At 70.5% G+C, this 20520-nt stretch carries 17 protein-coding genes; 14 read left to right on the plus strand and 3 right to left on the minus strand.

What is annotated here, in order from left to right; all coding sequences use genetic code 11:
- Window positions 1-9 precede the first annotated feature (9 nt).
- Window positions 10-450: a cell division protein SepF gene (locus ACZ7M3_RS19250; RefSeq protein WP_355309143.1), complete on the minus strand. Its 441-nt coding sequence runs from the start codon at window positions 448-450 to the stop codon at window positions 10-12.
- Window positions 451-740: 290 nt separating this feature from the next.
- On the opposite strand from ACZ7M3_RS19250, the gene ACZ7M3_RS19255 reads away from it, so the two are divergent.
- Window positions 741-1997, plus strand: a complete 1257-nt coding sequence (locus tag ACZ7M3_RS19255) for a DUF5685 family protein (protein ID WP_472064656.1) — start codon at window positions 741-743, stop codon at window positions 1995-1997.
- A 127-nt stretch (window positions 1998-2124) separates the two neighbouring features.
- Here the strand turns inward: ACZ7M3_RS19255 and ACZ7M3_RS19260 are convergent, their stop codons facing one another.
- The gene (locus ACZ7M3_RS19260; RefSeq protein WP_472064658.1) at window positions 2125-3078 is read right to left on the minus strand and encodes an ABC transporter substrate-binding protein; all 954 of its coding nucleotides are present in this window, start codon (window positions 3076-3078) and stop codon (window positions 2125-2127) included.
- A 432-nt stretch (window positions 3079-3510) separates the two neighbouring features.
- Between ACZ7M3_RS19260 and ACZ7M3_RS19265 the strand changes: the two genes are divergently transcribed.
- The 11 genes from ACZ7M3_RS19265 (at window position 3511) to ACZ7M3_RS19315 (ending at window position 18543) form a co-directional block, all read left to right on the plus strand.
- Window positions 3511-4368, plus strand: a complete 858-nt coding sequence (locus ACZ7M3_RS19265; protein ID WP_067364988.1) for an amino acid ABC transporter permease — start codon at window positions 3511-3513, stop codon at window positions 4366-4368.
- Complete coding sequence (locus ACZ7M3_RS19270) at window positions 4365-6119, plus strand: FAD/NAD(P)-binding protein (RefSeq protein ID WP_472064660.1); 1755 nt, start codon at window positions 4365-4367, stop codon at window positions 6117-6119. The genes ACZ7M3_RS19265 and ACZ7M3_RS19270 overlap by 4 nt, the downstream gene beginning before the upstream one ends.
- A gap of 45 nt (window positions 6120-6164) precedes the next feature.
- Window positions 6165-6926 (plus strand): amino acid ABC transporter ATP-binding protein, encoded by a 762-nt coding sequence (locus ACZ7M3_RS19275; RefSeq protein WP_452969542.1) that lies wholly within the window; start codon window positions 6165-6167, stop codon window positions 6924-6926.
- A gap of 51 nt (window positions 6927-6977) precedes the next feature.
- Window positions 6978-8057: an LLM class flavin-dependent oxidoreductase gene (locus tag ACZ7M3_RS19280; protein WP_472064662.1), complete on the plus strand. Its 1080-nt coding sequence runs from the start codon at window positions 6978-6980 to the stop codon at window positions 8055-8057.
- A complete protein-coding gene (locus ACZ7M3_RS19285; RefSeq protein ID WP_472064664.1) occupies window positions 8054-9352 on the plus strand; it encodes an NtaA/DmoA family FMN-dependent monooxygenase in 1299 nt (432 codons plus the stop codon). The genes ACZ7M3_RS19280 and ACZ7M3_RS19285 overlap by 4 nt, the downstream gene beginning before the upstream one ends.
- Window positions 9353-9356: 4 nt before the next feature.
- Window positions 9357-10139 (plus strand): DUF1684 domain-containing protein, encoded by a 783-nt coding sequence (locus ACZ7M3_RS19290; protein WP_452969536.1) that lies wholly within the window; start codon window positions 9357-9359, stop codon window positions 10137-10139.
- A 303-nt stretch (window positions 10140-10442) separates the two neighbouring features.
- Window positions 10443-11339, plus strand: a complete 897-nt coding sequence (locus ACZ7M3_RS19295) for a S1 family peptidase (RefSeq protein ID WP_095855482.1) — start codon at window positions 10443-10445, stop codon at window positions 11337-11339.
- 186 nt (window positions 11340-11525) lie between these two features.
- Window positions 11526-12467 carry a slipin family protein gene (locus tag ACZ7M3_RS19300; protein WP_472065225.1) on the plus strand — a complete coding sequence of 314 codons (942 nt, stop codon included), beginning with the start codon at window positions 11526-11528 and terminating at the stop codon, window positions 12465-12467.
- A 246-nt stretch (window positions 12468-12713) separates the two neighbouring features.
- Window positions 12714-13796, plus strand: a complete 1083-nt coding sequence (locus ACZ7M3_RS19305; RefSeq protein ID WP_472064666.1) for a S1 family peptidase — start codon at window positions 12714-12716, stop codon at window positions 13794-13796.
- A 191-nt stretch (window positions 13797-13987) separates the two neighbouring features.
- Complete coding sequence (locus tag ACZ7M3_RS19310; protein ID WP_472064668.1) at window positions 13988-17572, plus strand: DNA polymerase III subunit alpha; 3585 nt, start codon at window positions 13988-13990, stop codon at window positions 17570-17572.
- Complete coding sequence (locus ACZ7M3_RS19315; protein ID WP_472064670.1) at window positions 17569-18543, plus strand: DNA polymerase Y family protein; 975 nt, start codon at window positions 17569-17571, stop codon at window positions 18541-18543. Before ACZ7M3_RS19310 ends, ACZ7M3_RS19315 begins: the two co-directional genes overlap by 4 nt.
- 15 nt (window positions 18544-18558) lie before the next feature.
- Here the strand turns inward: ACZ7M3_RS19315 and ACZ7M3_RS19320 are convergent, their stop codons facing one another.
- A complete protein-coding gene (locus ACZ7M3_RS19320; protein WP_472064672.1) occupies window positions 18559-18933 on the minus strand; it encodes a cupin domain-containing protein in 375 nt (124 codons plus the stop codon).
- A gap of 97 nt (window positions 18934-19030) precedes the next feature.
- Here ACZ7M3_RS19320 and ACZ7M3_RS19325 point away from each other — a divergent pair, with 97 nt between their 5' ends.
- Entirely contained in the window at window positions 19031-19477 is a 447-nt protein-coding gene (locus ACZ7M3_RS19325; RefSeq protein ID WP_472064674.1) for a MarR family winged helix-turn-helix transcriptional regulator, read from the plus strand.
- Window positions 19478-19647: 170 nt separating this feature from the next.
- On the plus strand, window positions 19648-20505 hold the full coding sequence (locus tag ACZ7M3_RS19330; protein WP_472064676.1) for an esterase/lipase family protein: 858 nt from the start codon (window positions 19648-19650) through the stop codon (window positions 20503-20505).
- The last annotated feature ends 15 nt before the right edge of the window (window positions 20506-20520 follow it).

Raw genomic sequence — 20520 nt, forward strand, 5'->3', positions numbered from 1 at the left:
GGCCCTGCCTCAGCTCTGGTTGAAGAAGCCGTCCGTCTGGCGTCCCGGGGCCTCGCCGCTGACGATCTCGGTGTTGGCAGGGGTCAACAGGAAGACCCGGGTGGCGACCCGCTCGATGGTGCCGTGCAGGCCGAAGGTCAGGCCGGCCGCGAAGTCCACCACGCGCTTGGCGTCGGCGGCCTCCATGGCCGTGAGGTTGATGATGACCGGGACGCCTTCCCGGAAGAGTTCGCCGATGCCGCGTGCGTCCCGGAAGCTGTCCGGGGTGACCGTGCCGATCCGGCGGCCTGTCTCTTCCGCCGTCTCGGACGCGACCTTCACGCGCGGGTCCGTGACCCAGGCATCGCCGGAGTCCTGTCCTTCGGCGTAGTTGTCGTCGTCGTAGTAACGCTCGTCATCGTTGTCGTCGACGAGGCCAAGCCAGGCACTCGCCTTGCGCACCGATCCCATGGACGCCTCCTCTCACAGCGGTCTTTCTTGCTTTCCGCATCCCCATGGTCGTCCATGATGCGGATGTCGCGCCAAGTGGATAGACGCCGCGCGGGGGTTTCGTGACGGTACTGGTGCACAGCGAATTCGTCGAGAGCCCGCGTGCCCCAAGGGTCTTGCCGTGTACGGCTGCTGACTGTGAGTGAAATATGATTCTCGACGGCGTTCGGGTGACGGGCGGGGCGTACGGGTGAACGAAGGGGTCGGTACGATGCCGCAGCTCAACGTCGTACGAGGCACGGGGGAGTGTCATGTTCGGAATCGTGAGGCCCTGCAGTCACCGCCTCGGTGAGGGGCTCAAAACACAGTGGATGGCGCATCTGTGCGGACTCTGTCTCGCGTTGCGCGGAGACCACGGACAGTTCGCTCGGGTTGTCACCAATTACGATGGGCTGCTGATATCGGTTTTGACGGAGGCTCAGGCCGAGCGCACCACCGGGTGGCGGCGTACGGCGGGGCCGTGCCCGTTGCGCGGGATGCGGACCGCGTCCGTCGCGCAGGGTGAGGGAGCCCGCCTCGCAGCCGCCGTCTCGCTGGTGCTGGCCTCGGCCAAGGTGCGCGACCACGTGGCGGACAAGGACGGGCTGTTGGCGCGCAGGCCGGTGGCGCTCGCCGCTCGCCGGGTCGCCGCGAGCTGGGGGCGCGCCGGGGCCCGTACCGGATCCGACGTGGGCTTCGACACCGCCGTACTCGTCGACGCCGTCGACCGGCAGGTCGGCATCGAGGCGCTCGCCGGTCCCGGGACGCCGCTTCTGACCGTCACCGAGCCCACCGAGACCGCGACCGCCGCCGCCTTCGCGCACACGGCCGTCCTGGCCGGGCGGCCGGGCAACGCCGAGCCGCTCGCCGAGGCCGGCCGGCTCTTCGGGCGGCTCGCGCATCTGCTGGACGCCGTGGAGGACCGGGAAACTGACGCCGCGTCGGGAGCGTGGAACCCGCTCACGGCCACCGGCACCCCGCTCGTGGAGGCGCGCCGGCTCGCCGATGACGCTCTGCACGGGATACGGCTCGCGCTGCGCGAGGTGGCCTGGGGGTCCGGGGTCTCCCCGGAAAAGCACAGTACGGACGGCAAGCTGGCGCATCTGCTGCTCGCGCACGAGCTGGGGCGGTCGGTGGACCGCGCGTTCGGGACCTCGGGGTGCGGGCACCAGGACCACGCGGACGACGCGCGGGGGGCTTTCGGGCCGCCACAGCACGGTGGGCCGTACAACCCGCAGAGCCCACAGAGCCCGTACGACGGGCAGAATCCTTACGGCGGTGGCGGCAACCCCTTCGGCGGTGCTCCCTCCTTCCCGCCGCCCGGGCCCGGCAGGCGAGGCTTCTGGGCCGGGTGCGCGGCCGCGATCGGGGTGTGCTGCACCTGCAAGGTGTGCTGTGCCGACGAGTTCGAGGGGCCGTGGTCGCGAAGGAGGCGCGAGGGCTGCCTCGGCAACTGCGACTGTGACTGCAGCTGTTGTGAGGCCTGTGAGATCTGCGAGTGCTGCTCGTGCTGCGACTGCGGACTGTGACAGACCTCGTACACGCGGCGCGGCGAGGACTGCTTTCCGGCGCTCGACCACTTCGAGGCGCATGACGTCTCGGCCCCGCGCCCCTTCGGGGTGCTCCTGTGCGGGGCGCGGGGAATGCTCGGGTCCGTCAGTTCTTCAGCTCCGGCGGGGAGATTTCCGACTTCGCTATCGCCGAACCCGTCGTCCCCCACTTCTTGAGGATTTTGTCGTACGTGCCGTCCGTGATCAGCTTGTTCACCGCCGCCTGGACGGCCGGTGCCAGCTTCGTGTCCTTCTTGAAGGCGAAGCCGACGTCGAGGCGGTGGTACTCGTTGAGGAACTTGACGCCCTGCTGGTGGGCGACGGCGTAGCGCAGGCCGTTGATGGTGCTCATCACGAGGTCGCTGCGGCCCTGTTGGAGTGAGGACCAGATCGCGCCCTGCTCGCTGTAGGTCTGCACCCTGTACGCCTTCTTGCCGGCGTCGGTGCAGACCTTCTTGTTCTCCTCCAGCGTCGCCTCGAAGGTGGTGCCCGCTCCGGTCGCGACGTTCAGGCCGCACAGCTGCTTGAGGTCGGTGATCTCGGCCAGCTTGCTGTCGGAGCGCGTGGCGAAGCCCTGGCCGTCGTTGATGTAGGTGACGAAGTCGATCGTCTTGCGCCGCTCGTCGGTGACGCCGAAGTTGCTGGCCCCGAAGTCGTACTTGCCGCTGTCCAGGGCCGGCAGGATCGCCTCGAAACCGGCCTGTTCCGTCTTGAGCTCGATGCCGAGCACCTTGGCCACCGCGTCCGCGAAGTCGACGTCCTGGCCCGTCAGCGTCTTGCCGTCGTCCAGGTACGTCGTGCCGGGTGGCGTACCGCCGACGGCGACCGCCACGGTGAGGCCGGTGACACCGGACGGGAGCAGTGTGGCGGCGGCCTCGTCCTTCGGGATGTCCGAGACGACGTCCGTGGTGGGGATCTTGTCGGCCTTGGCCGCCGCGTTCGTCGCGGTGCCGGTCGCGCCGTCCGAGCCGGAGCCGCATGCCGTGAGGAGCAGGGCCGTCGAGGTGATGATGACAAAGGGCGCAAAATGCCGATAACGGGTACGCGTGGACGTACGCATGGTGTGCGGTCTCCTGAGAGCAAGAGTGAGCAGAACCCGAGGGGAGGGGTGCGCGTGTGAAGGCGAAGGGGGGAGAACGCGAAGGGCGCCCCGTCGACCAGGGGATCAGGCGATCGGATCGATCAAGGGATCAAGCGATCAGGGCGCGCAGTGGGTCAGCTCAACAGGAAGAGGACCACACTCGACCGAAGTCGATGTGGGAGCGCTTGACCAGCCACTGCTGTGGATGCATGGGCCAAGTGGAACAGGCATCCGGTTCTGCGTCAACCGACTTGAGACGTACGGCTCACAGTATGGACAGCCTTGACAGCGGGGGGAAACGGGCCCGTACTCTCGGTGGACGGCCCTGCTGAGGGGCTCGGCCGTACTGCGCCGCGAGGCGCTTCGTGTGAAGGCATCCACCCGTGTTCGACTACGTCACGGAGTCTTCGCATGTCTTCCGACACCCTCGCCAAAACATCCGCCGCACCGGACATACCGGAGCAGGCCGACTCCCTGCGGATCGTTCCGCAGCGCCGTCTGGGCCAGTGGACGGCCGCCGTCGCCGTACTCGTCCTGCTCGGGCTCGCCGTCACCTCCGTCGTCCGCAACAAGGCCTTCCAGTGGGGGGTGGTCGGTGACTACTTCACCTCGGACTCCGTGCTGCGCGGCCTGTGGCTCACCCTGTGGCTGACGGCTGTGGTGATGGTGCTCGGTTTCGCGCTGGGGACGCTGCTCGCGGCGGCCCGACTGTCCGCCAATCCCGTGCTGCGCAGCGTCAGTTGGGGTTACGTATGGCTGTTCCGGTCGATTCCGATCCTGGTGCAGTTGCTGCTGTGGTTCAACATCGGGGCGCTGTATCCCGAGCTCCTCGGCGTGAAGACGGTCAATCTGTTCACCCCGATCGCGGTCGCGATCATCGGGCTCACCCTGCACGAGGCCGCGTACGCCGCCGAGGTGGTGCGCGGTGGCATCCTCTCCGTCGACCGCGGGCAGATCGAGGCCGCGCAGGCGCTCGGTCTGAGCCGGTGGCGCCGCTGGTGGCGGATCGTGCTGCCGCAGGCGATGCGCTCCATCGTGCCGCCCGCCGGGAACATGCTGATCGGCACTCTCAAGGGCACCTCGATCATCAGCGTCATCGCCGTGCAGGACCTGCTCTTCTCGGTACAGCTGGTCTATCACCGCACCTACCAGGTCATCCCGCTGCTGATGGTCGCCACCCTCTGGTACACCGTCGTCACCTCGGTCCTCGGCCTCGGCCAGTACTACGTCGAGAAGCACTACGCGCGCGGCTCGGAGCGCACCCGATGAAGCCCTCTCTCGTGATCGTCGGGGCCGGGCCGCGGGGGACCGGTCTCATCGAGCGCATCGCCGCCAACGCGCCCGAGCTGTACGCCGGTTCGGGACTCGACATCCATCTCGTCGACCCCCATCCGCCGGGTGCCGGACGCATCTGGCGCGAGGCGCAGTCGCCGCTGTTGTGGATGAACTCGCACGCCGAGGACGTCACCATGTTCACCGACGAGACGGTGGTCATGGACGGGCCCGTGCGCCCCGGTCCCACGCTGCACGAATGGGCGGCCATCGACGGCCGTACCTTCGCCGACCGACAGCTGCAAGGGGCTTACCTGGGCTGGGTGCACGAGCAAGCCGTGGCCGGCCTGCCGCCGGACGTCACCGTCCACCATCACCCGTGCAGGGCCCTGCGCGTCAGCGGCCCGCGCGAGGGGCGCCAGCAGGTGTGGCTGGAGGGCCGTCCGCGTCCCCTCCTCGCCGACCTCGTCGTTCTCGCGATCGGCCACCTCGACGCCGAACTCGACCAGGAGCAACACGAGTTGGCGACGTACGCCCGCGCCCACGACCTGGTCCATCTGCCGCCCGACTTCACCGCCGACAGCGACCTGTCCTCGCTCGCGCCCGGCGAACCCGTCCTCGTGCGCGGCTTCGGGCTCGCCTTCGTCGACCTGATGGTGCTGCTCACGGAGGGGCGGGGCGGGCGGTACGACGGTGACACCTACCTTCCGTCGGGGCGGGAACCGGTGCTGTACGTCGGATCGCGGCGCGGAGTGCCGTACCACTCGAAGATCGGATACGACTGGACCGGTGAACGGCCGCCGCTGCCACGGTTCTTCGGGCCCGCCGAGGTCGACGCGCTGCTGGCGCGGCCGGAGGGCTTCGACTTCAGGCGGGACGTGTGGCCGTCGATCGAGAAGGAGCTGGGGTTCGCGCACTACCACCGGCTGTTCACCGTCCACCCCGAGCGGACGGCGATCGCCTGGACCGACTTCGAGGAGAAGTACGCGGCCGGGGAGGCGGTGGAGCGTGAGGCCCTCGTGGCATCCGCCGTGCCCGACCCCGCCGACCGGCTCGACCTCGCGGCGCTCGACCGTCCGCTGGACGGGGTGCGGTACGCGTCGCACGAGGAGTTCCAGGACGGGCTGCGGGCGTACGTCGAGGGAGATCTGCGGCGCCGTCATGATCCCGGAAACAGCCCTGACCTGGCCGTCTTTCTCGGACTGCTCTCCGTCTACGGGCAGTTGATCAGGCTCGGAGACGTCGGACCCTGGTGGCACGGCTTCTTCAGCTACCTCGCCTCAGGACCGCCCGGACCCCGGCTGCGGCAGATGCTCGCACTGTCCCGGGCCGGCGTCGTGCGGTTCGTGGGCGCGGACATGGCCGTGGTCGCCGAGGACGGGGTGTTCCGGGCGTCGAGCGCGACCGTGCCGGGCGAGACGGTCGAGGCGCGGGCGCTCGTCGAGGCGCGGCTGCCCGAGCCCACCGTCGGGCGCGCCCTCGACCCGCTGTTGCGTGAACTGCACGCCGACGGCGCCGTCGAGACCCCGGAGGGGCTGCTGCGGGTGGACCGCTCCGACGGGCGGATCCTCGACGGGGGCGGCCGGCCGCATCCCCGGCGCTTCGCACTGGGGCCCTACACCGACGTACGTACCCCCGGCGCCTTCACCCGGCCGCGCACCGGCGGGCCCGCGTTCCGGCAGAACGACGCCACCGCGCGAGCCGCGCTGGCGTTCCTGCGCGATCTTGCGTATCGGGCCGTCGCGTAACCCCCCCGACCATCAACTCCACTGCCAGCACAAGGGATTCACACGATGACCGTCATGGTCGACATCAGGTCCGTCCACAAGAGCTTCGGCCCACTGGAAGTGCTCAAGGGCATCGACCTCGCGGTGCGCACCGGCGAGGTCACCGTGATCCTCGGCCCGTCCGGCTCCGGCAAGTCCACGCTGCTGCGCACCATCAACCACCTGGAGAAGGTGGACCGGGGCCGCATCAGCGTCGACGGCTCGCTGGTCGGCTACCGGCGCTCCGGCGACAAGCTGTACGAGCTGCGCGAGCGCGAGATCCTGAGACAGCGCACCCGCATCGGGTTCGTCTTCCAGAACTTCAACCTCTTTCCGCACCTCACCGTGCTGGACAACATCGTCGAGGCCCCGGTCTCCGCGCTGAAGCGCCCGCACAAGGACGCCGTCGAGGCGGCGCGGGCGCTGCTCGACCGGGTGGGGCTCGCCGACAAGGCCGACGCCTACCCGAAGCAGCTCTCCGGCGGCCAGCAGCAACGCGTCGCCATCGCCCGCGCGCTCGCCCTGGAACCGAAGCTGCTGCTCTTCGACGAGCCGACCTCGGCGCTCGACCCCGAGCTGGTCGGCGAAGTCCTCGACGTCATCAAGGACCTGGCCCACCAGGGCACCACGATGATCGTCGTCACGCACGAGATCGGGTTCGCCCGGGAGGTCGCCGACACCGTCGTCTTCATGGACGACGGGCGGATCGTCGAACAGGGCGCCCCCGCCGACGTACTCGACCGGCCGCGGCACGAACGGACGCGGTCGTTCCTGTCCAAGGTTCTTTGATCCCTCTCCAGGGGGCTCTGATCGGATTACCGGAGAAAGGTTTCACCCGATATGACCGCACCGCACGGCCGGGGGCTGCTGCACCTGGCCGCCGCCCTCGATCAACAGGCGGCCTTCGACGCCGCCTCGTACGTCGGGCCGGCGCAGCTCGCGGAGCGCGGCGGGCTCGACTTCGTGACGCTCGGCGACACCTTCACGCGCCCCGGGCCCGACGCGCTCGCCGTGCTCTCCCGTGTCGCGCCCGTCACCCGCCGGATCGGTCTGGTGCCGACCGTGACCACCACCCACACCGAGCCCTTCCACGTCCAGGCGGCGGTGGCGACCCTCGACTGGGTCAGCCGCGGCCGGGCCGGCTGGCAGCTTGACGTGTCGACGACCGAGGGCGAGGCCCGCCTCTTCGGCCGCAGGCACGCGGCACCCGCCGACGCGCTGTGGCGGGAGGCCGGCGAGATCGCCGAGGTGGCTGCCCGGCTCTGGGACAGCTGGGAGGACGACGCCGAGATACGCGACGAGGCCACCGGCCGTTTCGTCGACCGCGACAAACTGCACCACGTCGACTTCCGGGGCGCCACCTTCTTCGTGAAGGGCCCCTCGATCGTGCCGCGGCCCCCGCAGGGCCACCCCGTCCGGGTCGTCGACGCCACCGAGGGGCCCGCCCGTCGGGTCGCCGCCCGGTACGCCGACGTGGCGCTCGTCCGGGGCGTGGGACCCGCGCAGGCCCGGGCCGTACGGGCCGAACTCCGGGAAGCGGCAGCACAGTTCGGCCGCAACCCCGACACCCTGCGGGTCCTCGGCTCGCTCGTCGTCGACCTCGGCGACGGGGAGCGCGCGGCCGAGCCGGGCCACGGGGGTGGCGGTCCCCGGCAGACCGCGCAGGGGCCGCTGTACCGGGGCGGCCCGGTCGACCTGGCCGAGCTGATCGCCGCCTGGCACGCGTCCGAGGCCGTCGACGGCTTCCACCTCACCCCGGTCGAGCCGCGCCGTGACCTGGAGCGGCTCGTGAACGGAACGGTGGCGCTGCTCCAGCACCGCGGTCTGTTCCGCACCTTCTATCCGGGCAGCACGCTCAGGGAGCACCTGGGACTGGCCCGGCCCGCCAACCAGTACGCCGTGACAGGGGGAGCGTCATGACCGTACGCAAGCGCATGCATCTGGCGGCGCACTTCCCGGGCGTCAACAGCACCACCGTCTGGACCGACCCGCGCTCGAAGTCCCAGATCGACTTCGCCTCCTTCGAACATCTCGCGCGCACCGCCGAACGCGGCCTGTTCGACTTCTTCTTCCTCGCCGAGGGGCTGCGGCTGCGCGAGCACAAGGGACGCGTCCACGACCTGGACGTCGTGGGGCGCCCGGAGTCGATCACCGTCCTGGGCGCGCTCGCCGCCGTCACCGAACGGCTCGGGCTCGCCTCCACGGTCAACACGACCTTCAACGAGCCCTACGAACTCGCCCGCAGACTGGCCACGCTGGACCACCTCAGCGGGGGCCGGGTCGGCTGGAACGTGGTCACCTCCTCCGACGCCTTCACCGGGGAGAACTTCCGCCGCGGCGGCTTCCTCGACCGCGCCGACCGGTATGCGCGCGCCGCCGAATTCGTCGCCACCGCACGAGAGCTGTGGGACTCCTGGACGCCGGAAGGCGTGGCGCGCCCCTTCGCCCACCACGGGCAGCACTTCGACATCGCGGGGGAGTTCGGGCTGCCGCGCTCACCGCAGGGGCAGCCCGTCGTCATCCAGGCCGGGGACTCGGACGAGGGCCGGGAGTTCGCCGCGGCCACGGCGGACGTGGTCTTCACCCGGCACGGGACCCTGGACGCCGGCCGGGAGTTCTACGCCGATGTGAAGGGGCGGCTCGCGACGTACGGGCGGTCGCCCGAGGACCTGAAGATCATGCCCGGTGTCACCGTCGTGCTCGGTGACACCGCGGCGGACGCGCGGGAGCGGGCCGCCGAGATCCGCCGCCGACAGGTCTCCCCGCAGAACGCGCTCCTCGCGCTGGAGCAGATCTGGGGCGTCGACCTCTCCTCGTACGACCCCGACGGGCCCCTGCCCGACATCGACCCGGAGCCGGAGCCGGCCCTCGCGCAGGGGCGGGTGCGCGTCGCCGACCCCCTCGCGGTGGCGGAGAAGTGGCGGGCCCTGTCACGGGCGAAGGGACTGTCCATCCGGCAGACCGTGATCGAGGCGTCCGGGCGGCAGTCCTTCGTCGGCACGCCGGAGACGGTCGCCGCCGAACTCGACGAGTTCGTGACGGCCGGCGCCGCCGACGGCTTCATCCTCGTCCCCCATCTGACCCCGGGCGGACTGGACGAGTTCGTGGACCGGGTGGTCCCGCTACTGCAGGAGCGGGGCGCCTTCCGCACGGAATACACGGGCACGACGCTGCGCTCACACCTCGGGTTGCCGGAACCCATATGGAAGGGTTGATCACATGACGAAAGACGCATCCGAGGACTGGGAGCGGTGGCACGAGCGCCGCGTCGAGACGGTGTCCGCCTCCTACGGCCCGTTGGCGCTCACCGGCACGCACTGGCTGGAGGACTATCCGGACGGGCGACTTCCGGACATCCCCGGGCTGTGGACCGGCCAGGAGGACGGGGTTTTGCTGACGGCCGTCCCCGAGGACGGTCTGAGCCTGGACGGAAAGCCCTTCACCGGCGAGGTCCGGCTCGACGCCGACGCCGGGTCGGCGGCCGAGTCCCGGGTCGGGCTCGGCGAGCGCCGGCTCGTCGTCCTGGTGCGCGAAGGGATCTGGGGCGTACGCGACTTCGACCCCGCCTCCGAGGCGCGCGCGGCCTTCAAGGGGGTCGAGGCGACGCCGTACGACCCGCGCTGGTCGGTGCCGGGGCACTTCACGCCGTACGGCGAGAGCCGGACCGTCCATGTGGAGAACGCGGACGGAGTCGCCCGCGGTCTGGGGCTCGGCGGCATCCTCGCCTTCACCCTGGACGGCGAGGACCTCACGCTCCAGGTGTCGGTGGAGAGCGACGGCTCGCTGTGGGCCGTGTTCGCCGACACCACCAGCGGGGACAGCAGCTACCGCTTCCGGTTCCTGCGCCCCGCGGCACCCGACGCCGAGGGGCGTACGACGGTGGACTTCAACCGGGCCGTGCTTCCGCCGTGCGCGTTCGCCGACCACTTCCTCTGCCCCTTCCCGCCGCCCGGGAACACCCTGGGCGTGGCCGTCCCGGCGGGGGAGCGCACGCTGCTCTGACGGTTCACTCCTCCGCGCCCTCCGCTCACTCCTCCAAGCCCTCCTGACACTTCGAGTGCCCCGACGATCCACACGCATTCCGCACACCCGAGTCTGGGAAGATCAACTACCGCTGGTGGTACGTCAGTTGAACGCTGCACGGCCGAAAGGCGCCCTTGCGCCGGTCGGCCGTGCGGCCGAATACTCCCCCACAGCGCTTGTCAGGAGCACGGCTTGTCCGGAATCCGGTCGGGCGGCTCCCGGCTGCGCCTCACGGGCCCCGACCCCACGCGGGCCCCCTACTTCCCTCGGGAGGAACGACAAGTGAGGATCAAGCGCACCACCCCCCGCAGCGGTATAGCGAGACGGACCCGGCTGATCGCCGTGACCACCGGACTCCTGGCCGCCGCAGCGTTCTCCGTCCCCACCGCGAACGCATCCGACGTCCATACGTTCAGCGCCACCCAGCTGAGCACGGTGAACAAGTCGGTACTCAAGTCCGACATCGCGGGAACCGCCTGGGCGGTCGACGCCAAGACGAACCGCGTCGTCGTCACCGTCGACAGCACGGTCTCCAAGGCCGAGATCGCGAAGATCAAGAAGGACGCGGGCGGCAACGCCGCGGCCCTCACGATCAAGCACACCCCGGGCAAGTTCAAGAAGCTGATCACCGGCGGCGACGCCATCTACGGCGGTGGCTACCGCTGTTCGCTCGGCTTCAACGTGCACAGCGGGAGCACCTACTACTTCCTGACCGCCGGCCACTGCGGTGAGGTCGCCTCCACCTGGTACTCCAACTCGGGCCAGTCCACCACGCTGGGTACGAACGTCAGCTACAGCTTCCCGACCAACGACTTCGCGCTGGTGCGCTACACCTCGTCGGTCGCCCACCCCAGCTCGGTCGGCAGCCAGACCATCAGCAGCGCCGCCACGCCCAGTGTGGGCACGACCGTCTACCGTCGCGGCTCGACCACCGGCACGCACAGCGGCCGGGTCACCGCGCTGAACGCCACGGTCAACTACGGCAGCGGCGACGTGGTCTACCAGATGATCCAGACCACCGTGTGCGCCGAGGGTGGCGACAGCGGCGGTCCGCTCTACGCGGGTACCGTCGCCTACGGTCTGACCTCCGGCGGCAGTGGCAACTGCACCTCCGGCGGTACGACCTTCTTCCAGCCGGTCACCGAGGCGCTGAGCTACTACGGCGTGAGCGTCGGCTGACCGACCGCACCCCGTAAGACCCGCACGACCGGATCTGCAGCCAGCAGCAGGCGAGCCCCCGTACGCAACTGTCGTGCGGGGGCTCGCCCTTGCTCGGGTGACGGAGTTACCGTCGAAGTACACGCCGGGTACGCGCCTGATGCGGTACTTGCCCGATGCGCCCACTTCGGACCCTGGGGGGCCGTGATGGTCGAGGAACTGGTGGCGGCGGGAGTCTCCGTCGTATCCGTGGGGATCGTCTACGCGATGGCCGGGGCCCGTGTCGTCAAACAGTACGAACGCGGTGTGGTGTTGCGCCTCGGACGGTTGCGCTCGGAGGTGCGCGGGCCCGGGTTCACCATGGTGGTGCCCTTCGTCGACAAGCTGCGTAAGGTCAACATGCAGATCGTGACGATGCCCGTCCCGGCGCAGGAGGGCATCACGCGGGACAACGTCACGGTCCGGGTCGACGCGGTCGTCTACTTCAAGGTGGTCGACGCGGCCGACGCGGTCATCCAGGTCGAGGACTACCAGTTCGCGGTCTCGCAGATGGCGCAGACCTCGCTGCGCTCGATCATCGGCAAGAGCGACCTGGACGATCTGCTCTCCAACCGGGAGAAGCTCAACCAGGGCCTGGAGCTGATGATCGACAGTCCGGCGATGGGCTGGGGTGTGCAGATCGACCGGGTCGAGATCAAGGACGTGTCGCTGCCGGAGACGATGAAACGGTCGATGGCCCGGCAGGCCGAGGCCGACCGTGAACGGCGCGCGCGGGTCATCAACGCGGACGCCGAGCTGCAGGCGTCGAAGAAGCTGGCGGAGGCCGCCGGGGTGATGTCCGAACAGCCCGCCGCGCTCCAACTGCGGCTGCTGCAGACCGTGGTGGCGGTCGCCGCGGAGAAGAACTCCACCCTCGTGCTCCCCTTCCCGGTGGAACTGCTTCGGTTCCTGGAACGGGCGCAGCAGCCGGCCGCTCCGGCGCCCGAGCAGACGCGGCCGTCGACCGAGCAGCCGGTGCGGGAATCGGTGGAGCAATCGGTGCGGGAATCGGTGGAGCAACCGGTCGAGCAATCGGTGCAGGAGCAACTGTCTTCCCTTGCGCCCCCGTTGGGATCGGACCCTGAAGAGTCGAAAACCAGACAGGACTAGACCTCACGGACTGCACATGCGTCACTCGCACGCAGTGTTTGCGCTGCGAACGCACAGGGTGCGATCACGCAGGGTCAAGGTGCCGGGGGCGTACACCCGTTGCTGTACGCGCGTCCTGAAGTCGACCTTGTGAGCCACCTGTGGGTCTCGGAATAGTGGGCGCCCGTACGCTTTTCGATTCCGTACGCCTTCCGGCCCCGGAGGTCCCCACGGCCTCCCGGGCCGCCCCCCACAGGAGGACGCGAAGTGAAGCACCGACGTATATCCGGGCGGCGCGCAGCCATGGCAGGCGCGAGTGTCGCCGCCCTGATCGCCGCGGGAGTCACCTTCCAGACTGCGAACGCGAGCGAGACGCGGAAGAGCGCGACGCCCCGGCCGCTCTCGATCACGGCGGCCGGAAAGCTCGCCTCGACACTCGGCAAGGACCTGGGTCCCGACGCGGCGGGAACGTATTACGACGCGAAGGCCGGGCACCTCGTCGTCAATGTGCTCGACCGGGCCGCGGCGCGCGTCGTCGAGGCGGCCGGCGCCCAGGCCAGAATCGTCGAGAACTCCCTCGCCGAACTGACGAGCGCCCGTACCACCCTCAAGGAGGACGCGACCATCCCCGGTACGTCCTGGGCGACCGACCCGGGGACCAACAAGGTCGTCGTCACCGCCGACCGCACGGTCGGGGGCGCGACCCTCGCCCGGCTGACCAAGGTCGTCGACGGTCTCGGCGCCAAGGCCGAACTCCAGCGCACGAAGGGGGAGTTCAAGCCCTTCATCGCGGGCGGCGACGCGATCACAGGCTCCGGCGGGCGCTGCTCGCTCGGCTTCAACGTGGTCAAGGGCGGACAGCCGTACTTCATCACCGCCGGGCACTGCACCCGGGAGATCTCCACCTGGTCGGACTCCAGCGGCAAGGAGATCGGCACGAACGAGCAGTCCAGCTTCCCCGGCAACGACTTCGGTCTGGTCAAGTACACCTCGACGGTCGACCACCCGAGCGAGGTCGATCTCTACAACGGCTCCGCGCAGCCCATCACCCAGGCGGGGGCGGCGACCGTCGGGCAGTCGGTGACGCGCAGCGGTTCGACGACCCAGGTGCACAGCGGCAAGGTCACCGGCCTGGACGCCACCGTGAACTACGGCAACGGCGACATCGTCGACGGACTCATCCAGACCGACGTCTGCGCCGAGCCCGGTGACAGCGGTGGCTCGCTCTTCTCGGGCTCCACGGCCATCGGCCTCACCTCGGGTGGTAGCGGCGACTGCACCTCGGGCGGCGAGACCTTCTTCCAGCCGGTCACCGAGGCGCTGTCGGCCTTCGGCGCCCAGATCGGCTGACGCGCTCCGTCCTGCCTGCTCAGGGCCGGGTGGACCGGTGTTTGCGCAGGTGGGACGGGCTCGAACGGATGTCGCACACTTGTTCGGAAATTGGTCTATGGTGGGGGTGAGGTCATTGGGAACGAATGTTCGAGAGCCTGGTGAGAGGGCCCTCGAACACGAACGGATACGGACGGGTGCGGGAGGTGCGTGTGCCGGGGTTCACGCATCTGCACACCGTCTCCGGGTTCTCCCTGCGGTACGGGGCCTCGCACCCGGAGCGGCTGGCCGAGCGTGCCTCGGAGCGGGGCATGGACGCCCTCGCGCTCACCGACCGGGACAGCCTCGCGGGCACGGTCCGGTTCGCCAAGGCCTGCGCGAAGGCGGGTGTCCGTCCACTGTTCGGGGCGGACCTCGCGGTTGAGGCTCCCGCCCGAGAGGCGAAGGCTTCCGCCCGGACGGCGGGGGCCTTCGCCCGGACGGGCGGGGCCTCAGCGCCGACGGGCTCGGCTTCCGCCCGAGCGGCCGGGGAGCCCGTACGAGGTACCGGGGAGGCCGTACGAGGGGAGCGGCGCCGCGCCCCGGTCCGTGGCGGTGCCTTCATCGACGAGTCGACTCCTCGGGTGACCTTCCTCGCCCGGGACGGCGCGGCCGGCTGGGCCGACCTCTGCAGAATCGTCACGGCGGCGCATGCGGGCGGCGGTCCCGACGGCGGCTCGGGGCGGCAGCCCCTGCTGCTCCGGCCGGACAACCACGCCGAGGGGCTGACCGTGCTGCTCGGACCCGCCTCCGACGTCGGCCGCGCACTCGCCGCGGGGCGCCCCGACCGCGCCGCGAAGCTGCTCGCGCCCTGGCGGGAGATCTACGGCGACGCCCTGCGTCTCGAAGCCGTCTGGCACGGCCGCGAGGGCACCGGGCCCGGGTCCCTGCGGCTCGCCGCCCGCACCGTCGGCTTCGCCGCCGAACAGCGGGTGCGCCCGGTGCTCAGCAACGCCGTCCGGTACGCCGACCCGGGCCTCGGTCCGGTCGCCGACGTCCTGGACGCCGCCCGCCGCCTCGTCCCCGTCGACCCCCGGCGCGAGCTGGACTCCGGCGAGGCCTGGCTCAAGGGCGAGGCCGCCATGCTGGGCGCCGCCGAACGGATCGTCGAGGCCGCGGGCTACCGCCGTGACACCGCGTACCGTCTGCTCGAACAGACCCAGGCCACCGCCGCCGAGTGCCTCGTCGATCCCGAGGACGACCTCGGCATCGGCACCGTCCACTTCCCCGAGCCGCATCTCGTCGGCGCGGGCCGGCGCACCGCCCAGCGCGTCCTGGCCTCCCGGGCGGCGGCGGGCATGGTGCTGCGCGGCTACGACCGCAGGCGGGACTACTGGGAACGCATGCACCGCGAGCTGGACATCATCGCCCACCACGACTTCGCCTCCTACTTCCTGACGGTCGCCCAGGTCGTGGACGACGTACGGAAGATGGGCATCCGGGTCGCCGCGCGCGGCTCCGGCGCGGGCTCCCTCGTCAACCATCTCCTCGGTATCGCGCACGCCGACCCGGTCGAGCACGGGCTGCTGATGGAGCGCTTCCTGTCCAAGCGCCGCTCGGTGCTGCCCGACATCGACATCGACGTGGAGTCCGCCCGCCGGCTGGAGGTCTACCGCGCGATCATCGACCGGTTCGGCACCGAGCGGGTCGCGACCGTCTCGATGCCCGAGACCTACCGGGTCCGGCACGCCGTCCGCGATGTGGGCGCCGCGCTCTCCATGGACCCGGCCGACATCGACCGGATCGCCAAGTCCTTCCCGCACATCCGCGCCCGCGACGCCCGAGCGGCGATGGACGAGCTGCCCGAACTGCGGGAGCTGGCGAGGGAGGTTCAGCGGGAAGGGGGGAAGTACGGACGGTTGTGGGAGCTGGTCGAGTCCCTCGACGCCCTCCCGCGCGGCATCGCCATGCACCCGTGCGGGGTGCTCCTCTCCGACGCCTCCCTGCTCGCCCGTACGCCGGTCGTGCCGACCAGCGGTGAGGGCTTCCCCATGTCGCAGTTCGACAAGGAGGACGTCGAGGACCTCGGGCTGCTCAAGCTCGATGTGCTGGGCGTGCGGATGCAGTCCGCGATGGCGCACGCGGTGGCCGAGGTGCAGCGGGCCACGGGGGACCGGCCGGACATCGACGCGGTGGCGCCGGGCGACCCGGCGACGTATCGGCTCATCCAGTCCGCCGAGACGCTGGGCTGCTTCCAGATCGAGTCGCCCGGCCAGCGCGACCTGGTCGGGCGGCTGCAGCCCGCGACCTTCCACGACCTCGTCGTCGACATCTCGCTCTTCCGGCCGGGACCGGTCGCCGCCGACATGGTGCGGCCGTTCATCGAGGCGCGGCACGGGCGGACGCCGATCCGCTATCCGCACCCGGACCTGGAGGGACCGCTGAAGGAGACGTACGGCGTCGTGGTCTTCCACGAGCAGATCATCGACATCGTCGACATCATGACCGGCTGCGGACGCGACGAGGCGGACCGGGTGCGGCGCGGGCTGTCCGACCCCGAGTCGCAGGGGCGGATCCGGTTCTGGTTCGCACAGAACGCGGCGGCCAAGGGGTACGACGCCGAGACCATCGCGCGGACCTGGGAGATCGTCGAGGCCTTCGGGTCGTACGGCTTCTGCAAGGCGCACGCGGTCGCCTTCGCCGTCCCGACGTACCAGTCGGCGTGGCTGAAGGCCCATCACCCGGCCGCTTTCTACGCCGGGTTGCTCACGCACGACCCCGGGATGTATCCGAAGCGGCTGCTGCTGGCGGACGCGCGGCGGCGGGGGGTGCCGATCCTGTCGTTGGACGTGAACCGGTCGGCGGTCGCCCACCGTATCGAACTGGTGTCTGAATCTACTGACCCTGCCGGCCGCTGGGGTGTCCGCCTCGCCCTCTCCGACGTGCACGGCATCAGCGAGGCCGAGGCGGCGCGGATCGCGGACGGACAGCCGTACGCCTCCCTGCTCGACTTCTGGGAGCGGGCCCGGCCGAGCAGGCCGCTCGCACAGCGGCTCGCGCAGGTCGGCGCGCTGGACGCGTTCGGCGCCAACCGACGTGATCTGCAACTGCACCTGACCGAGCTGCACCGGGGTTCCCGGGGTGCGGGCGGCGGCCAACTCCCCCTGTCCGGCGGACGGAAGACCGCCTCCGCCGGGCTGCCCGACCTCTCCTCGGCGGAGCGGCTCAGCGCCGAACTGGGCGTGCTGTCGATGGACGCCTCGCGCAACCTGATGGACGACCACCGGGAGTTCCTGGGGGAGCTGGGCGTGGTGACGGCACGCCGGCTGCGGGAGGCGCGGCACGGAGAGACGGTCCTGGTCGCGGGCGCCAAGGCGGCCACCCAGACCCCGCCGATCCGCTCCGGCAAACGCGTCATCTTCACCACCCTGGACGACGGCACCGGCCTGGTCGACCTCGCCTTCTTCGACGACTCGCACGACGCCTGCGCCCACACCGTCTTCCACTCCTGGCTGCTGCTGGTGCGCGGAGTGGTGCAGCGCCGGGGCCCGCGCAGCCTCAGCGTGGTGGGCGCGGCGGCCTGGAACCTCGCCGAACTGGTCGAGCTGCGCGCCGAGGGCGGCCTCGACGTGGTGGCGGCGCGGCTGGCGGAGCCCGTGCCGGAGCCCCTGCCGGAGGGGGACGGCGCGAAGGAGAGCCGGAAGATCCGGATGCCCACGGGGTACGAGATGCACCCCTGGGCCGATCTGCGTCCCGCGGGCGCAGGGCCCGCGGGAGGAAAGAAGTTGTGGCACCAGAGTCCGGGGAGTGCGGGATGACCATCCTCTGCGTACGTTTCCAGTTGCCTCCGATGTACGAGGCCGCCCTGCCGGGGCTCCTCGGACTGTTGGAGGAGTTCACCCCCGTCATCGAGGCGTTGCCGCCCGACCGCGCGCTGGTCGATCTGCGGGGCGCCGAACGGTACTTCGGGCGGACCGCCGTGGAGTTCGCCTCGTTGATCCGGGTGCGGGCACTCGCCCGGTACGGGATCGACTGCGCGATCGGCGCCGGACCCGGGCCGATGCTCGCGCGGATGGCACTGCGGGAGGCCGTGCCCGGAGTGACCCGGGTGGTGCCCGGGGAGCCGGACGCCGTCGCGGAGTTCCTCGCCGAGCGGCCCGTCGGCGCGCTGCCCGGGGTCGGCGGCGCCACCGCCCGCACCCTGTGCGAGTACGGCCTCGACACCATCGGCAAGGTCGCCGCCGCGCCCCTGTCCACGCTCCAGCGCCTGACCGGTGCCCGGACCGGCCGCGAACTGCACGAGAAGGCGTCCGGCATCGACCGCGGCCGGGTCGTCCCGAACGCCACCTCGCGCTCTCTCGCCACCGAACGCCCCTTCTCCCGCGACGAATTGGACCCCGCTCTGCACCGCCGCGCGCTGCTCTCCGCCACCGAGGACCTGGGCACCCGGCTGCGCGCCCTGGAGAAGGTCTGCCGCACCCTGACCCTCACCGTCCGCTACGCCGACCGCTCCTCGACCACCCGCAGTCGCACCCTCAAGGAGCCGACCGCCCACTCCTCGGCGCTCACCGCCACCGCGTACGCCCTGTACGAGGCGCTCGGCCTCCAGCGTGCCCGGGTCCGCGCGATCGGCCTGCGCGCCGAGGGCCTCACTCCCGCCGAACAGGCCTCCCACCAGCTGACCTTTGACCCCGTGGACGAGAAGGTCCGCCGCATCGAGGAGGTCGCGGACCGCGCGCGGGCGAAGTTCGGGCCGCGTGCGGTGATGCCGGGGACGCTGGCCGCGTAGATCCGGTACGGGGGATCAGTTCGCCCACGGGGGAGTGAGGACCGAGCCGTCGGCCAGTTCCGCCTGGAGGCCGATGGATGTGGTGACCCAGGCGGTGGCGGCCTCCTGGGTCGGGTTCTCGATGCCCAGGGGCACGCCGGGGTTGATGATCACCGTGTCGCCCGCGGTGATCCGCTCGGTGCGGCCATCGAGGGTGATCAGCAGTTCGCCGGTGAGGAGGTGGAAGATCTCCTCGCGGTTGACGGTGTGCACGGGGGCCTTGTGTCCCGCGGGTATCTCGCCGCGCCAGGCGCACAGCTCCTTGCTCCCGCTGAGGGGAGTGGCGTACGAGACGAAACGGGCGCCGTGGATCTCGTGGACGACGGCTTCGGACGAGCGGACGACGGGCATGGGTGCCTCCAGGGCAGATGGTCAAGGTGCTTGACTAAATGGCTGGTCTCATGGTCAAGCTGCTTGACCAATTCGTCAAGGGTGTTTCAATGCACGCGTGCACAACTCCGAGGCCATGGCCCTGTCCGCCGCCCTGCTCGCCGTCGCCGGTGAGCTGACGCAACGCATTCACGAGGGCGTCGTCGCCCGGGGGTTCGAGGGGATACGGCCCGCGCACGGCTTCGCGTTCACCCGGCTCGCCCCGGACGGCGCGACGGTCACCGACCTCGCCGCGCACCTCGGGGTCACCAAGCAGGCCGCGAGTCAGCTTGTCGACGAGTTGGTGCGTAAGGGGTACGTGCAGCGGCGGCCGCATCCCGACGACGCGCGCGCTCGGCTGATCGTGCTGACCGAACTCGGCTGGGCCTGTACGCGCGCGGCGGAGGAGGCGGCCGCCGAGGCGGTGCGGGCCTGGGGCGAGGTACTCGGGGAGAGTGAAATGCGCGCGTTGCGCGACCGTTTGCTGCGCATCGCGCCCTACGGTCCCATCAGGCCCTCCTGGTGACGGCGCATCGGCCGTGACCACCGCTCTGACCACCGCTGGAAGTTTTTACTGACGCGTAACTTCACACTTGAGCTACTCGCCCGTAACTTGACGAGTGAACAGCATCCTCGTGATCCGGATCACAGGGCGTACGTCGTCGCAACTCCCTTGAGCCGCAAGGAGATCACCCGATGCTGCCCTGGAAGCGCCTGCTCAGACCCCTCACCGCACTCCTGCTGACCGCCGTGGTCGCCGTGGTCCCCGCCGCCACCGCCCACGCCGCCGCGCCGAGCAGCGGATGGAACGACTACTCCTGCAAGCCCTCCGCCACCCATCCCCGCCCCGTCGTCCTCGTCCACGGCACCTTCGCCAACTCGATCGACAACTGGCTGGCCTTCGCGCCCTACCTGGTGAACCGCGGGTACTGCGTCTTCTCCCTCGACTACGGGCAACTGCCCGGCGTCCCCCTCTTCAACGCCCTCGGCCCCATCGACAAGTCGGCCGAACAGCTTCAGGTATTCGTCGACAAGGTGCTCACCGCGACCGGCGCGGCCAAGGCCGACCTCGTCGGCCACTCGCAGGGCGGCCTGATGCCCCGCTACTACCTCAAGTTCCTCGGCGGAGCCGCCAAGGTGAACACCTTCGTCGGCATCGCGCCCGACAACCACGGCACCAACCTCGACGGCCTCACCAACCTGCTGCCGTACTTCCCGGGCGCCGAGGACCTGCTGTCGGCGGCCACACCCGCGCTCGCCGACCAGATCGTCGGCTCCGCCTTCCTGACCAAGCTCAACGCCGGCGGCGACACCGTCCCGGGCGTGCACTACACGGTGATCGCCACCAAGTACGACGAGGTGGTCACGCCGTACCGCTCACAGTTCCTCACCGGATCCGACGTCCACAACGTGCTGCTGCAGGACCTGTGCCCGGTCGATCTGTCCGAGCACGCCGCGATCGGCCTCCTCGACCGGATCGCCTTCCACGAGGCGGCCAACGCCCTCGACCCGGCACACGCCACCACCACGAACTGCGCCTCCGTGTTCAGCTGACCGCCCCGGCCGGGG

This window comes from Streptomyces sp. NPDC111656 (assembly GCF_055656965.1).